Annotated in this window: 16 protein-coding genes; 10 read left to right on the top strand and 6 right to left on the bottom strand. The window is 69.6% G+C overall.

What is annotated here, in order from left to right:
• Positions 1–54: 54 nt before the first annotated feature.
• From ruvB to ruvC, 3 genes are all read right to left on the bottom strand, one after another.
• Positions 55–1,083, bottom strand: a complete 1,029-nt coding sequence (gene ruvB / locus ACSQ2B_RS19440; RefSeq protein WP_436052354.1) for a Holliday junction branch migration DNA helicase RuvB — start codon at positions 1,081–1,083, stop codon at positions 55–57.
• 151 nt (positions 1,084–1,234) lie between these two features.
• On the bottom strand, positions 1,235–1,852 hold the full coding sequence (gene ruvA / locus ACSQ2B_RS19435) for a Holliday junction branch migration protein RuvA (RefSeq protein ID WP_436052353.1): 618 nt from the start codon (positions 1,850–1,852) through the stop codon (positions 1,235–1,237).
• 103 nt (positions 1,853–1,955) lie between these two features.
• Complete coding sequence (gene ruvC / locus ACSQ2B_RS19430; RefSeq protein WP_436052628.1) at positions 1,956–2,462, bottom strand: crossover junction endodeoxyribonuclease RuvC; 507 nt, start codon at positions 2,460–2,462, stop codon at positions 1,956–1,958.
• 175 nt (positions 2,463–2,637) lie between these two features.
• Here ruvC and ACSQ2B_RS19425 point away from each other — a divergent pair, with 175 nt between their 5' ends.
• From ACSQ2B_RS19425 to ACSQ2B_RS19400, 6 genes are all read left to right on the top strand, one after another.
• Entirely contained in the window at positions 2,638–3,699 is a 1,062-nt protein-coding gene (locus tag ACSQ2B_RS19425) for a response regulator (RefSeq protein WP_436052351.1), read from the top strand.
• Between the two features lie 39 nt (positions 3,700–3,738).
• The gene (locus ACSQ2B_RS19420) at positions 3,739–4,905 is read left to right on the top strand and encodes an aminotransferase (RefSeq protein ID WP_436052350.1); all 1,167 of its coding nucleotides are present in this window, start codon (positions 3,739–3,741) and stop codon (positions 4,903–4,905) included.
• 306 nt (positions 4,906–5,211) lie between these two features.
• Complete coding sequence (locus ACSQ2B_RS19415; protein WP_436052349.1) at positions 5,212–5,826, top strand: ATP-dependent Clp protease proteolytic subunit; 615 nt, start codon at positions 5,212–5,214, stop codon at positions 5,824–5,826.
• Positions 5,827–5,831: 5 nt separating this feature from the next.
• Positions 5,832–7,439, top strand: coding sequence for an alpha-glucosidase family protein (locus ACSQ2B_RS19410; RefSeq protein WP_436052348.1), 1,608 nt, complete (start codon positions 5,832–5,834; stop codon positions 7,437–7,439).
• 177 nt (positions 7,440–7,616) lie between these two features.
• The gene (locus ACSQ2B_RS19405; protein WP_436052346.1) at positions 7,617–8,714 is read left to right on the top strand and encodes an aromatic ring-hydroxylating oxygenase subunit alpha; all 1,098 of its coding nucleotides are present in this window, start codon (positions 7,617–7,619) and stop codon (positions 8,712–8,714) included.
• A 149-nt stretch (positions 8,715–8,863) separates the two neighbouring features.
• Entirely contained in the window at positions 8,864–9,754 is an 891-nt protein-coding gene (locus tag ACSQ2B_RS19400) for a D-alanyl-D-alanine carboxypeptidase family protein (RefSeq protein ID WP_436052344.1), read from the top strand.
• Between the two features lie 16 nt (positions 9,755–9,770).
• On the opposite strand, the gene ACSQ2B_RS19395 is transcribed toward ACSQ2B_RS19400, so the two are convergent.
• Positions 9,771–10,331 (bottom strand): TetR/AcrR family transcriptional regulator, encoded by a 561-nt coding sequence (locus ACSQ2B_RS19395; RefSeq protein WP_436052343.1) that lies wholly within the window; start codon positions 10,329–10,331, stop codon positions 9,771–9,773.
• Between the two features lie 53 nt (positions 10,332–10,384).
• Positions 10,385–11,035, bottom strand: coding sequence for a TetR/AcrR family transcriptional regulator (locus ACSQ2B_RS19390; RefSeq protein ID WP_436052341.1), 651 nt, complete (start codon positions 11,033–11,035; stop codon positions 10,385–10,387).
• A 344-nt stretch (positions 11,036–11,379) separates the two neighbouring features.
• Between ACSQ2B_RS19390 and ACSQ2B_RS19385 the strand changes: the two genes are divergently transcribed.
• Positions 11,380–11,577, top strand: a complete 198-nt coding sequence (locus ACSQ2B_RS19385) for a twin transmembrane helix small protein (protein ID WP_436052339.1) — start codon at positions 11,380–11,382, stop codon at positions 11,575–11,577.
• Positions 11,578–11,718: 141 nt separating this feature from the next.
• Positions 11,719–12,294 carry a cob(I)yrinic acid a,c-diamide adenosyltransferase gene (locus ACSQ2B_RS19380; RefSeq protein ID WP_436052338.1) on the top strand — a complete coding sequence of 192 codons (576 nt, stop codon included), beginning with the start codon at positions 11,719–11,721 and terminating at the stop codon, positions 12,292–12,294.
• A gap of 130 nt (positions 12,295–12,424) precedes the next feature.
• On the opposite strand, the gene ACSQ2B_RS19375 is transcribed toward ACSQ2B_RS19380, so the two are convergent.
• On the bottom strand, positions 12,425–12,673 hold the full coding sequence (locus tag ACSQ2B_RS19375; RefSeq protein WP_436052337.1) for a hypothetical protein: 249 nt from the start codon (positions 12,671–12,673) through the stop codon (positions 12,425–12,427).
• A gap of 157 nt (positions 12,674–12,830) precedes the next feature.
• On the opposite strand from ACSQ2B_RS19375, the gene ACSQ2B_RS19370 reads away from it, so the two are divergent.
• Both ACSQ2B_RS19370 and ACSQ2B_RS19365 read left to right on the top strand, forming a co-directional pair.
• The gene (locus ACSQ2B_RS19370) at positions 12,831–13,583 is read left to right on the top strand and encodes an electron transfer flavoprotein subunit beta/FixA family protein (RefSeq protein WP_436052336.1); all 753 of its coding nucleotides are present in this window, start codon (positions 12,831–12,833) and stop codon (positions 13,581–13,583) included.
• Positions 13,583–14,515, top strand: a complete 933-nt coding sequence (locus ACSQ2B_RS19365; protein ID WP_436052335.1) for an electron transfer flavoprotein subunit alpha/FixB family protein — start codon at positions 13,583–13,585, stop codon at positions 14,513–14,515. Before ACSQ2B_RS19370 ends, ACSQ2B_RS19365 begins: the two co-directional genes overlap by 1 nt.
• Positions 14,516–14,578 lie beyond the last annotated feature (63 nt).

Below are 14,578 nucleotides of genomic sequence, written 5' to 3'. Positions count from 1 at the left end.
CCCCGTTCGTGTGGTTCGCGGCCGCATCTTCTTCCGTGTTTTCCGTGGTTCCCCCTACTCGAACAGATCCGCCGCCGGCGGCCGGCCGTTCGGCGGCGGGGCGGCGAGGCCCAGGTGGGCGTAGGCCTTGGAAGCGGCCATCCGGCCGCGCGGCGTGCGCTGGATGAAGCCCTGTTGCAGCAGGAAGGGCTCGATCACGTCCTCCACCGCGTCGCGGGCCTCGGCGATGGCGTAGGCCAGGGTCTCCACCCCGGCCGGACCGCCGGCGTAGTTCTCGATCAACGCCCGCAGATAGCGCCGGTCGAGGGCGTCCAACCCCTGTTCGTCGACGTCGAGCCTGGCCAGCGCCGAGGCGGCGGACTTACGGTCGATGACGGTGGAGCCGTCGGCGGCGGCGAAATCGCGGACCCGCCGCAGCAGCCGGCCGGCGACCCTGGGGGTTCCGCGCGAGCGCCGGGCGATCTCGAAGGCGCCCTCTTCGGCCAGCGACAGGCCCATCTTGACCGCCGCCCCCTTCAGCACCCAGGCGAGCTCCTCGTGGGTGTAGAACTCGAGCCGCAGCGGAATGCCGAAACGGTCGCGCAGCGGGGTGGCGAGTAGTCCGGCCCGCGTCGTGGCGGCGACCAGCGTGAAGGGCGCCAGGTCGATGCGGATCGACCGCGCCGAAGGTCCCTCGCCGATGATCAGGTCCAGCACGTGGTCCTCCATCGCCGGATAGAGGATCTCCTCGACGTTGGCCGCCAGCCGGTGGATCTCGTCGATGAACAGGACGTCGCGCGGCTCGAGATTGGTCAGGATCGCCGCCAGGTCGCCGGCCTTGGCCAGCACCGGGCCGGAGGTGGCGCGGAAGTTCACGCCCAGCTCACGAGCGACGATCTGCGCCAGCGTCGTCTTGCCGAGGCCCGGCGGGCCGAACAGCAGCACATGGTCCAGGGCTTCTTCGCGGGCCTTCGCCGCCTCGATGAAGACGCGCAGATTGGCCTTCACCTGCTCCTGGCCGACGAACTCCGACAGGGTCTGCGGCCGCATCGCCTTGTCGTGGCCCTCGAAAGGCTGGGCGTCGCCGGAGACGATGCGGGTCATGGATGAAGCCCCAGGAGCGGCAGCCCCCTCCACCGCTTCGCGGTCCCCCTCCCCCTGTGGGGGAGGAGAGTTAGGCGGCGGCTTCCTTCTCCTCCCCCTCTGGGGGAGGGGGACCCCGAAGGGGTGGAGGGGGCCAGCCGCGTCACGGCCCTCACCGGCCCAGCTCCTGCAGGGCGGCCTTGATCACCGCCGGCGGCTCGGCGTCCTCGCCAAGGCGCACGACGGCCTGCTCGACGACCCGACGGGCGGCGGGCTCGGCGACGCCCAGGCCCATCAGGGCGGCGACGGCTTCGCCGGCGACCGAGGCCTTGACCGGCGTGGCCGAAGCCAGCGCATTCGGCTGGAAGGACGCGGCCGAGAGGTCGCTCAGCGGCTTGTCTTTCAGCTCGGTGACGATCCGCTGGGCGAGCTTGGGGCCGACGCCCTGGGCGCGGGCGACCGCGGCCTTGTCGTCGCGTGCGGCGGCGGCGGCGAGCTCTGCGGGTGGCAGCACGTCCAGCACCGACAGCGCCGCCTTCGGCCCCACGCCCTGGATCGCCCGCAGCGCCAGATAGGCCTTGCGGTCGTCGCGGGAGAGGAAGCCGTAGAGGGTGATCCCGGTCTGCTCGGACCACTGGGTCTCGACGTGCAGCAGCGCCTCCTCGCCGATCGCCGGCAGGCGCGAGAGGGTGCGGGCGCCGCAACGGACGACATAGCCGACGCCGACCACGTCGATCAGCACATCCTCTTCGCCCACCTCGGCGACGAGACCACGCAGCCGGCCGATCATGCGAAGCGCCTCTCAGGCGTGGAAACGGGAATCATGTTCGACATCTGTTCCAGATCTAGCCTGCGGCGCTCCGCGGGATCAATCGCCATGGCGCCATTGGGCCTCAGGCGTAGGCGCGCGCGGTGCGGTGATGGGCATGAGCGATGGCGACGGCGAGCGCGTCGGCCGCGTCGGCGGTCGTCTGGCCGGCCGTCGGCAGGAGGCGGCGGATCATGAAGCCGACCTGCTCCTTCTCGGCGGCGCCGGTGCCGACCACCGACTTCTTCACCACCGTGGCGGCGTATTCCGCCACCAGCAGGCCGGCGCGCGCCGGCGCGATCAGGCAGCAGGCCCGCGCGTGGCCGAGCTTCAGCGTCGACGAGGCGTTGTTGTTGACGAAGGTCTCCTCGACCGCCGCCTCGTCCGGCGCATGGGTCGCGATCACCTCGGTGATCCCTTCGAACAGGATCAGCAGCCGCTCGGCGAACGGCAGGCTGTCCTTCGGCGCGATCACGCCGTGGGCGACATGAACCATGCGTGCGCCGCTGACCGCCACCAGGCCCCAGCCAGTGCGGCGCAGGCCCGGGTCGAGCCCCAGGATGCGGACAGGTCGAATCGCGCCGTTCATCATACGTTCCGGAAGCATGCCCCATGGGGCGACCAAATGCTTGACGAAAGGTGGACGGACGCGACCTCGCCTGACGAAAGGCCGACGAGGGACGCCCCCGCGTGCACCGGGTTTTAAGGCTGTTCGGCCTACTGAGGCGTCTCGGCGCCAAAATGCGCCCAGGATCACGAGGAAGATCATGGCGAAGCCTGTCTCGCCGACCCGGCTGCTGCTCGTCTGCGACGTCGAGGAGAGCCGCGTCCAGCTGCGCCGGCGCTTCACGCGCATCGGCTATGAAGTGATGGATGTCGCCGACGAGGAGAAGGCCTTGTCGCTGATCGGCATGATCCCCTTCGACCTGGCGATCCTCGACATCGAGGGGCCGGAGACCGACGGATTCGGGATCCTGCAGCGCATGCGCGAGACCCGCAGCCGCACCGAACTGCCGATCCTGATGGTGACCGACCGGCCCGGCGGCGAGGACGCGGCTGAAGCGCTGGAGCTGGGCGCCAACGACTGCATTCCCCGCCCGGTCGACACGGAACTGGCCTATGGGCGCGCCGAGATGCAGATCCGCCGCCGCCGCGAGCACGACCCGGACCGCACCCTGGAAATCAACCTGGTCAAGCTGCAGGACGCGGTTGACCGGATGGAGAACGCCGCCGCCGCCCTGACGCACCTGGGCCACGACGAGCGCGCGCCGCTGTTCGGGGTTCTGCGCGCGGCCGGCGTCCTGACCTCGATCTGCGTCACGCCGGAGCTGAAGAAGGTGGTCGACCTGGTCGAGGCCGCCGCCGGCACGCTGGAGACCCTGATGGTCCGGGCGCTGGAGCATGGCGACCGCCGCGACCGCGGGCCGCGGGAGATCGTGCGGGTGCTGTCGGCCGACGACGACGCCGAAAGCCGATTCGCCATGCGGGCCATGCTGGACGCCGCCGAGACGCCTATCGACCTGGCCGAGGTGGCGACCGGGCTGCAGGCCGCGCTCGCCGCCGAAGCCAGCGTGTTCGACCTGATCCTGGTCAACAGCGCCACCGCCGAGTCCGTCGCGGGCATCCGCGCCATCCGCCGCATCGAACGGCACAGCCAGATGCGCCGCACGCCGATCCTGGCCATCACCTCGGACGCCGAGGCCGGGGCTTCGGCCCTGTCCGCCGGCGCCGACCTCTACATGTACCGACCGGTGACGGCGACGCGGCTGCTGGCGGCGCTGGCCGGCGCGATCAGCCGCGAAACCGCGGACCTCAGCGCGGTCGCCTGACGCTGGACGCCGGCGGCGCGGGGTGCGAATCCTCGCCGCATGGCCGATGCGATCTTCTCCAGCCTGCCGACGACCATCTTCGAGGAGATGTCGGGCCTGGCGCGCGAACTGGGCGCGCTCAACCTCGGCCAGGGCTTCCCCGACGACCCGGGCCCGGAGGCGATCCGCGCCAAGGCGGCCGACGCCGTCCTCAACGGCTACAACCAGTACCCGCCGATGGTCGGCCTGCCCGAGCTGCGCCAGGCCGTCGCCGCCCACTACGCCGGCGCCCAGGGCCTCGACCTCGACTGGGCGAGCGAGGTCACCATCACCTCCGGCGCCACCGAGGCCCTGGCCGCGACCTTCCTCGGCCTGATCGAGCCGGGCGACGAGGTGGTCGTCTTCCAGCCGGTCTATGACGCCTATCTGCCGCTGATCCGCCGCGCCGGCGGGACGCCGAAGCTGCTGCGCCTGTCGCCGCCGCACTGGCGGTTCGACCGGGCCATGCTCGAGGCCGCCTTCAGCGACCGCACCCGCTTCGTGGTGCTGAACAACCCGATCAATCCCGCCGGCGTCGTGCTGCCGCCGGAGGACCTGGCGCTGCTGGCCGAGTTCTGCGTGCGCCACGACGTCACCGCCGTCTGCGACGAGGTCTGGGAGCAGGTGGTGTTCGGCGGCGCCGTCCACCGGCCGCTGATGGCCTTTCCCGGCATGCGCGGGCGGACGGTGAAGATCGGTTCGGCCGGCAAGATGTTCGGCCTGACCGGCTGGAAGGTCGGTTTCCTGATGGCCGCCCCCGAGCTCAGCCGCACGCTCGCCCGCGCCCACCAGTTCCTGACCTTCACCACCCCGCCCAATCTGCAGACCGCCGTGGCCTTCGGGCTGGAGACCGGGGCGGACTGGTTCACCGCCATGCCGCGGACGCTCGAACGATCCCGCGACCGCCTGGCCGAGAGCCTGAGGCGCGAAGGCTTCGTCGTCCTGCCGGGACAGGGCACCTACTTCCTCAACCTCGACCTGCCCGCCTCGGGCGTCGAGGAGGCCGACCGCGCCTTCGCGCTGCGCGCCGTGCGCGAGGCCGGCGTCGCCTCCATCCCCGTCTCGGCCCTCTACGAGGAGACGCCGGTGACCACCATCCTGCGCCTCTGCTTCGCCAAGCGCGACGAGGTGCTGGACGCGGCCGTCGGGCGGCTGGCGAAAGCGCGGGAGCTCAGTCGGGCCGATTAAGATTCCGGTGTCATCCCGGAAGCCGCGCAGCGGCTGTCCGGGAACCATGAACACCGGACGAGCCCGCTCGCGCACAACGGTCCCGCTTCAAATCGACACGCCGTGTTCATGGGTCACGGTCTTCGCTGCGCGAAACCCGGATGACAGTCGAGGGGGCGGCCATCACCGCTCTGCACGCCCTCTTCGCCGAATTTCCACCCCTGCCCGCTTGCCGGACGGCCCGGGGACCAATAACTGCTAGAGGTGCATTCTCAGCTTGCAGTCGACGAAGGCGTCTCGCTGCAGGCCGACGCCTTAGGAGATCCCATGACGACTTGGACCGCTTTGCTGGACGACGACGGCGACGAAGAAAAGGGCCGTCAGCCCGACATGCCGATGACGGCGGGCCCGGTCCAGAACGCGCTCTTCAAGTCGCGGACGGTCCTGGTGTTCGGCGAAATCGACATGCGGCTGGCCGAGCGGGTCACCGCCCAGATGACGGCCCTGGCCGCCGAGAGCGACGCGCCGATCCGCATGCTCATCAACTCGCCCGGCGGCCACGTCGAGAGCGGCGACACCATCCACGACATGATCCGCTTCTGCGGCGCGCCGGTGACGGTGATCGGCACCGGCTGGGTCGCCAGCGCCGGCGCCCACATCTTCCTGGGCGCGGAGAAGGAACGCCGGCTCTGCCTGCCGAACACCCGCTTCCTGCTGCACCAACCGGCCGGCGGCATGCGCGGCCAAGCCTCGGACATCCAGATCGAAGCCGAGCAGATCATCCAGATGCGCGACCGGGTGAACCGGATGATCGCCGAGGAGACGGGTCAGACCGTCGAACGGATCGTCAAGGACACCCAGCGGAACTTCTGGATGAACGCCGAGGCGGCGGTCGAATACGGCATCGTCTCGCGGATCATCAAGACCACCGCCGAGGTGTGAGTCAGATGCGGCCGTGGTGGCGGGGGGCCGTCCTCTACCACATCTACGTCCGCAGCTTTTTCGACAGCGACGGCGACGGCCAGGGCGACCTTCCAGGCGTCCTGGCCAAGCTCGACTACATCCAGGGGCTCGGCGTCGACGGGATCTGGCTGTCGCCGATCCACCCCTCGCCGAACCGCGACTGGGGCTATGACGTCGCCGACTTCCAGGGCGTCCAGGCCGACTACGGGACCCTAGAAGACTTCGAACGCCTGCTGGCCGCCGCCCACGAGCGCGGCCTGAAGGTGCTGCTGGACCAGGTCCTGGCCCACACCTCCGACGAGCACCCCTGGTTCGTCGAAAGTCTGACCGGCGGACCGAACGGACCCAAGGCCGACTGGTATGTCTGGTCCGACCCCAAGGCGGACGGGACCGCGCCCAACAACTGGCTCTCGGTGTTCGGGGGACCGGCATGGGCCTACCAGCCCAAGCGCCGCCAGCACTACCACCACAAGTTCCTGCGCCAGCAGCCGAAGCTGAACTGGCGCGCCCCGGCGGCCCAGGAGGCCGCGCTGTCGGTGCTCGACCACTGGCTGGCCAAGGGCGTCGACGGCTTCCGCCTGGACGTGGCAAACGCCTACCTCCACGACGACGCCCTCGCCGACAATCCGGCTGTCCCGATGGACGAGCGGACGTCCGCCGACTGGGGCCACGCGGGCAATCTGCAGCGCCACCTCCACGACTCCAACCTGGCGGAAAACCAGGCGCTGATGGACCGGGTTCGCCGGCGTGTCGAGGCGCACGGCGAGCGCTTCGTCTTCGGCGAGTTCTCCGAAGAGGAGGAGCGCTGCGGCGCCTACCTCTCCCCCGACGACGGCCTGCACTCGGCCTACACCTTCGTCCTGCTGCTGCAGAACCAGCTGACGCCGGCCTTCGTGCGCGCGCACTACGAGACCCTGGCGCGGTTCCCGGCGCACTGGCCGACCATCTCCTTCTCCAACCACGACGTGCCGCGCACGGTCAGCCGGTTTGGCGGCGCGGCGGCGTCGCACGACCTCGCCAGGCTGATGTTCGCCCTGCTGCTCAGCCTGCGCGGCACGACCCTGATCTATCAGGGCGAGGAGCTGGGGCTGCCGCAGGCCAGGCTCGCCCGCCACCAGCTGCGCGACCCGGTCGGCGACCTCTACTGGCCCTATGAGGGCGGGCGCGACGGGGCCCGCACGCCCATGCCCTGGGACGGGGAGCGGCCGAACCTGGGGTTCAGCGACGGCGAGCCCTGGCTGCCCGCGGCGGCCGAGCACCGCGGCCTGACCGTCGTCGACCAGGAGGCCGATCCGGACTCCAACCTCGCCTTCGCCCGGCAGATGATCGCCCTGCGCAAGGCCTCGCCGGCGCTGACGCTCGGCGAGCTCGAGTTCCTGGACGCCCAGGGTCCGGTGCTGGCCTTCATCCGCCGCGATGGCGACGAGGCGGTCGCCTGCGTCTTCAACCTGAGCGCCGAGCCGCGCTTCGTCGAGCTCCCGGCGGTCGAGGGCGGCGCCCTGCATCCCCTGCGCGCCGCCGACGCCGACCTGCGCGGCGGGTCGCTGGGTTTGGCCCCCTGGGCGGCGGCGTTTGTCGCGCTGAGGCCGTAGACGCCCCCTCCGTCTCGCTACGCGAGCCACCTCCCCCGCTGCGCGGTGGAGGATCTGGGCCGTAGATGCTCCACCGCTTGCGGGGGAGCTGTCAGCGAAGCTGACTGAGGGGGCGTTCGGCGCTTGCGACGTCCCGCGCCTCTTCCGGCGCAGCCCCACGACGGCTAGAACCCGGACATGGCCGAGGGCGACGCCAAGACCAGCCGCAGCGACACCCGGTTCGGCCAGGGCTTCCTGACCGACATCTGGTATTTCGCCGCCCTGTCCAGCGAGCTGAAGGCGGGCAAGCTCGCCCGCTATGAGATCCTCGGCGAGCCGGTGATGCTGGGCCGGTCGCCCGCGGGCCAGGTCTTCGCGCTCAAGGACATCTGCCCGCACCGCGCAGCGCCTCTCTCCGCCGGCCGCTTCACCACTGAGGCCGGCGGCGCCCAGAGCGTCGAATGCCCCTACCACGGCTGGCGCTTCGGCGCGGACGGCGGCTGCACCGCCATTCCCAGCCTGGTCGACGACCAGACGATGGACGTCGGCCGCATCCGCGTGCGGCGCTATCAGGTCGCCGAGAGCCAGGGGCTGGTCTTCGTCTGGATGGCCAGCGAGGCGCGTCGCGAGGCCGAGCCCACGGAGCCTGCGCCCACCTTCCCCGGCGTCGTCGGAGGCGCGCCCAAGCTGGTCGACCGGATGGCGTTCGACAGCCACATCGACCACGCGGTCGTGGGCTTGATGGATCCCGCCCACGGCCCCTACGTGCACCAGCAATGGTGGTGGCGCTCGGCCAAGAGCCAGCACGAGAAGGCCAAGCGGTTCGAACCGCGCGACGCCGGCTTCTCGATGGTGCGCCACGAGCCGTCGAAGAATTCCCGCGCCTACGCCGTGCTGGGCGGCGAGCCGCTGACCGAAATCAGCTTCCGCCTGCCGGGCCTGCGCTGGGAGCATGTGACGGTCGGAAAACGCCAGGTGCTGTCGTTGACCTGCCTGACGCCGGTCCACGCGACCAAGACCCGGATCACCCAGATCATCTGGTCCGACCACCCGGCCTTCGCGCTGCTGAAGCCGCTCATCGCCGCCGGAGCCCGCGCCTTCCTGCGCCAGGACGGGGAGATGGTGAACCTGCAGAACCAGGGGCTAAAGTACGACCCCGCCCTGCTGTGGGTCGATGACGCCGACCGCCAGGCCAAGTGGTACCAGCAGCTGAAGCGCGAATGGACCGCCAGCCGCAACGAGGGCCGGCCCTTCGTCAATCCGGTGGAGCCGGCTACGCTGCGGTGGCGGAGCTAGGGTTGCCCGCGAGATCGCGACGCCCCCTCCGTCTCGCCTTCGGCGATCCACCTCCCCCGCTGCGCGGTGGAGGATCTGGACCGAAGATGCTCCACCGCGCAGCGAGGGAGCTGTCAGCGAAGCTGACTGGGGGGGCGTTCGGCGCATATGTGATAGCCGCGGCCCTGCTTGCGCTCGTCGCGCTTCAGGTGACCGGCTGCGCGCCGACGCCGAGGCCTCCGCCGCCTCAGGTCGCCGCGGAGATCCCGCCGCCGCCCAGGATCCTCTCGCGCGACTGCGAGGCGCCGGGCTGGGAGGAAGCGGCCCGGGTCAACGAAAGCTCGCTCGGCGGTCTCTACTGGGCGCCGTTCGGCCGTAACGAGGTCGGCTGGCGCATCTACGCCCCGATGATCGCCCGCGAGATCGGCGTCGATTGCCCGCCCTATTCCACCGGCTTCGCCCGCGCCCTCGCCGACTGGCAGGCGCGGCAGGGATTTCAGCCCAGCGGCCTGCTCAGCGAATTCACCTTCATCCGCATGAAAGGCGTGCTGCAGGGCCGCCGGCCCTTCGTGCTGCTCTCCGCCCAAGGCGTCTGCGCCGCGCCCGCCGAGGAGACCGACCTCACCGCCGGCCGGCCGGACGAAGGGTTCGGCGACAAGCCCATCCTGCTGCGCCCCGCGGCCTTCGCCGCCTACCGTCGGATGGTCGCGACCGCCCGGGCCGAGGAGCCCCGGATCGCCGCCGACCCGGAGTTGCTGAGGATCTTCTCCGCCTACCGCAGTCCGGCCTATGACGCCGCCCGCTGCGCGACCCAGAACAACTGCAACGGCCGCGAACGGGCGACCTGCTCGCCGCACCGCACGGGCTTGGCGATGGATCTCTATCTGGGCCACGCCCCGGGCTTCTCGGCGGACTCCAGCGCCGACGCGAACCGGCTCTATCTGGCCGAAAGTCCGGCCTACCGCTGGCTGCTGGCCAACGCCGACCGCTTCGGCTTCGTGAACTATCCGTTCGAGCCCTGGCACTGGGAGTGGACCGGGGAAAGCCCGAAGGCGCCGTAGCGCTGGGAGGGGGCGTTCAGCGCGGCCGCAAGCCCGCGGCGATCATGCCGATCTGCTGGTCCATCACCGCAGTCATCGCCTCGGCGCTGGCCTGCTCCCAGGCGGCGAGGCGATAGGTCCAGGCATAGGCGGCCATCAAGAGGTCCACCCCTCCCTGGAGGTTGGCGCCGGCATCGACGTCCCCTTTCGATATGCCTTGGGCCAGGCAGTCCTGGATCAGCCCCTGCAGCCGCAGGTTCCGGCCGAACGGCAGGGCGCCGGCGGGCAGCGTCCAGTCATAGGCCGCCGCGATGTGCGCCAGGAACAGCTGAACATGGCGGATCTCGAAGGCGAAATGGATGGCGAAGATCGACCGCAGCCGGTCGACGGTCGAGCCGCGCAGGTGCGGGATCACCCGGTCGAGCTCGGCGTAGAGGGCGTCCAGCCGCTCCTGCATCACCTCGCTGAGGATCTGGCCCTTCGAGGCGAAGGTGGTGAAGACGCTGCCGACCGAAACCCCGGCGCGCTGGGCGATCTGGCGGACGGTGGCGGCTTCGTAGCCTTGGGCGGCGAACAGATCGCGGGCGGCGGCGAGCACGCGTTGGCGTGTCGCCGCCTTTTGAGTCTGGCGAAGGCTCGCCCCGCTCAAGACTAGCCCCGGCGGGCGCCGGCGAGCAGGATCCGGATCTGGTCGCGCGACCGCGCCTGCAGCGCTTCCAGGCTCCAGCCCTCGAAGATCGCCTGCGGATAGTTGGCCAGATAGGCTTCGTAGAGCATCTGCGCGCGCAGCTTGACCTCGGCCTCCTGGCCGAGCTCGCCGCGCTCCACGGCGAGGGTCAGTTGCTCGAGGATCAGCTGCTGGGTCTCGCCGAGCGGCGCGATCTTGCGGAACAGCTCGCCCTCCTGCGGCGCCCAGGAGACGCTGAAGGCGGCGCGCGCCAACGGCATCTGGGTCCGATAGAAGGCGTAGCCCGTGGAGAAGATCTTCAGCAGCACGTCTTCGATCCCGCGGCCGCGCTCGGCGGCTTCGCGCATGTCGGCGACCAGCTTGGAGATGTCCGAGAACATGATCTCGCGGAACAGGTCGGACTTGTCGCTGAAGTTGGCGAAGACGGCGCCGGTCGACATGCCGGCGGCCGCGGCGATGTCGCGGATGGTGGCGCCTTCATAGCCGTTCTCGCTGAACAGCTTGCGGGCGGCGGCGATCACCTTGTTGCGGGTCTGCTGCTTGGCGAGCGCGCGGCGCGTCGGGCCTTTGACGCGGGCTTCGCTGGTCACCTCAGTAGGGGAAACGTGTTTCATAATTTCTGAACCTTCAAGAGCACGGGATCCGCGCTCGTCTTGATCACTACGCACGACACTCACTCCAACCCTCACAACCGGCGTCGGCTTGGCCGATTCTCACACCTCGGTCAGTCCCGGAGGCGTGACAGCCAGCCGCTCGGAGGCGGAAGGTCTCGTCGAGCATGTTCACGCGGCGGCGTCACTATTCCGTCGCTCCGCAAACCCGCTGCCCAGCCCATATGGTGGCCCAACAGCATTCGCGCAACAAAGTCGCTGAACATGCTCAGCGAGCGTTGAGCTCTCGGCCGAATACCGTCGATCCGTAGTGGCCCGCAACCGTGCGAAGCCCTAAATTGGGTTCCATGGACATTTTCAGCTTCCTGATCCCCGCTGCGCTTGTTGCAGTGTCAATCGTGCTCGCATTCGGGATTTTCGCCCTCTATCGCGGCGGAGATTTCGGCCGGTCGTATTCGAACAAGCTCATGCGGCTGCGGGTCGTGACCCAGGCGGTCGCGATCGCGATCCTAGTGGGCGCGGTCTGGTGGCGGACAAGGCACTAGCCCCCAGGCTTGCAGCCCGCCGGTCGAACTTCAGTGCAGCAAGAACTTTAAAATCAAGGTTTTGCCAGCAGCCTTGTCGATCCCGACAGTCGCTCGGAATCTCTGCGGGCTGGCGGACTTTGGAACCAGGACACCAGACCGATGGTCACCCTCAACCGCATCTACACCCGCACCGGCGACGCCGGCCGCACGCGCCTGGCGACCGGCGAGAGCGTCAGCAAGTCGGACATGCGGGTCGCGGCCTATGGCGCGGTCGACGAGACCAACGCCTGCGTCGGAATGGCGCGGCTGCACACCGCCGGCGACGACGCCTTCGACACTCTTTTGGGCAGAATCCAGAACGAGCTGTTCGACCTGGGCGCAGACCTCGCCACCCCGCCCAAGCCGGACGAGGCCGAAGGCCAGGCCCTGCGCATCCTGGAAAGCCAGGTCGCGCGGCTGGAAGGCGAGATCGATGCGATGAACGGACAGCTGCCGGAGCTGACGACCTTCATCCTGCCGGGCGGGACGGCGGCTGCCGCCGCCTTGCACCTGGCCCGCACGGTCTGCCGACGGGCCGAGCGCGACGCGGTGCGGCTGGTGGAAGCCGGCGCGCCGGTCAGCCCGCCCGCCCTGCGCTACCTGAACCGCCTCTCGGACCTGCTGTTCGTCGCCGCCCGCTACGCCAACGACCGCGGCGCGACGGAGGTCTTCTGGCAGGCGGGCGCGACGCGGTAAGGCGACAAACGCCCCCTCCGTCTCGCTACGCGAGCCACCTCCTCCGCTGCGCGGCGGAGGATCTGGGCCGTAGATGCTCCACCGTGAAACGGGGGAGCTGTCGCGAAGCGACTGAGGGGGCGTTCAGCGCCTACTTCTCCTTGCCCAGCGCCTTCAGCGCCTCGGCGCGGGCCTGCGGATCGGCGATCACGCGGCCGGTGATGTCGGAGATCAGCACCGGCTGGGCGCAGGCCCGCTGGGAGTCGTCCCACCACTTGTGATCCTTTTCGCAGCTCTGCCGCGGCCAGATCCAGCCGACCTGCCAGATCATCATGGCCACGGTGAGCACCGCGAAGATGGCGAGAAAGATGAGCTTGAGCCGCTCGAGCGTCGGGTTCATGGAGGGGTACTTAGTATCGCGTTTCGCTGGGAGCCAGCCTTACCGCTCCGGCGGAATTGCGGCGCCCGTCATGTCGCACGGCTTGCAATGCCCGCCGGAACCGCTATTGCCCCTGCGATCCAATTTCCGCCATGCAATTTACGAGGCCTAGTCGACCATGAAGGTGTTGGTCCCGGTCAAGCGGGTGATTGACTACAACGTGAAGGCGCGGGTGAAGCCCGATCAGTCCGGTATCGACCTCGCCAACGTGAAGATGTCGATGAACCCCTTTGACGAAATTTCCGTCGAAGAAGCGGTCCGCCTGAAGGAGAAGGGCGTCGTCACCGAGATCGTCGCGATCTCCGTGGGCCCGACCCAGGCGCAGGAAACCCTGCGCACGGCGCTGGCCATGGGCGCCGACCGCGCCATCCTGGTGAACGCCGGTGATCAGGACCTGGAGCCGCTCGCGGTCGCCAAGGTGCTGAAGGCCGTCATCGCCGAGGAAAACCCCGAGGCGGTGATCGTCGGCAAGCAGGCGATCGACGGCGACAACAACGCGGTCGGCCAGATGCTGGCGGCCCTGCTCGACTGGCCGCAGGCGACCTTCGCCTCGCAAATCGAGATCGCCGGCGGCAAGGCCAAGGTGACGCGGGAAGTCGACGGCGGGCTGCAGACGCTCGAAGTCGACCTGCCGGCGGTGATCACCGTCGACCTGCGCCTCAATGAGCCGCGCTACGCGAGCCTGCCCAACATCATGAAGGCCAAGAAGAAGCCGCTCGACGTGAAGGAGCTGGCTTCGCTCGGCGCCGACACGGCCCCGCGCCTGAAGGTGCTCAAGGTCACCGAGCCGCCGAAACGCGCCGGCGGCATCAAGGTCGAGAGCGCCGCCGATCTGGTCTCGAAGCTGAAGAACGAAGCGGGGGTCCTCTAATGGCCGTTCTCGTCATCGCCGATCACGACGGCGCGTCGCTGAAGGACAGCACGCACAAGACCGTGACCGCCGCCCAGGGCATCTCGGGCGACATCGACGTGTTGGTCGCCGGCCAGAACGCCAAGGCCGTGGCCGACGCCGCGGCCAAGATCGCCGGCGTCCGCAAGGTGCTGCTGGCCGAGAGCGTGGAGCTGGGCCAGGGCCTAGCCGAAGCCTTCCAGGACCTCGTCGTCCCGCTGATGGGGTCTTACGACGCCGTGCTGACGCCGGCGACCTCGCAGGGCAAGAACCTGTCGCCGCGGATCGCCGCCAAGCTCGACGTGGCGCAGATCTCCGACGTCATCGAGGTCATCGACGGCTCGACCTTCGTGCACCCGATCTACGCCGGCAATGCGCTGGAGACGGTGCAGTCGTCGGACGCCAAGAAGGTGATCACCGTGCGCCCGACCGCCTTCAAGGCGGCGGCGGAAGGCGGCTCGGCGGCGGTCGAAAGCGTGGCGGCCCCGGCCGCTCCGGCCAAGATCCGTTTTGTCGACCAACAGCTGGTGAAGTCGGCCCGTCCCGAACTCGCCGGCGCCAAGATCGTCGTCTCCGGCGGTCGCGCCCTGGGTTCAGCCGAAGAGTTCCAGAAGGTCATCGAGCCGCTCGCCGACAAGCTCGGCGCAGCGGTCGGCGCCAGCCGCGCCGCGGTCGACGCCGGCTATGCGCCGAACGACTACCAGGTCGGCCAGACCGGCAAGGTCGTGGCCCCCGAGCTCTACGTCGCCATCGGCATCTCCGGCGCGATCCAGCATCTGGCCGGCATGAAGGACTCCAAGGTGATCGTCGCGATCAACAAGGATCCGGACGCCCCGATCTTCCAGGTCGCCGACTACGGCCTGGTGGCCGACTACAAGACCGCCGTGCCGGAACTGATGACCGCTCTGGGCTGATCCGGCCGAAATCGCCAAAGCTGGCCAGAACGCCCGCGCGGTCCCGCCGCGCGGGCGTTTTTC

Origin of the sequence: Phenylobacterium sp. LjRoot225, assembly GCF_964252855.1 — a bacterium.
Classification (GTDB): domain Bacteria; phylum Pseudomonadota; class Alphaproteobacteria; order Caulobacterales; family Caulobacteraceae; genus Phenylobacterium.
The sequence above is the reverse complement of the archived record's forward strand: the minus strand, read 5'-3'. Positions and strand labels throughout refer to the sequence as shown.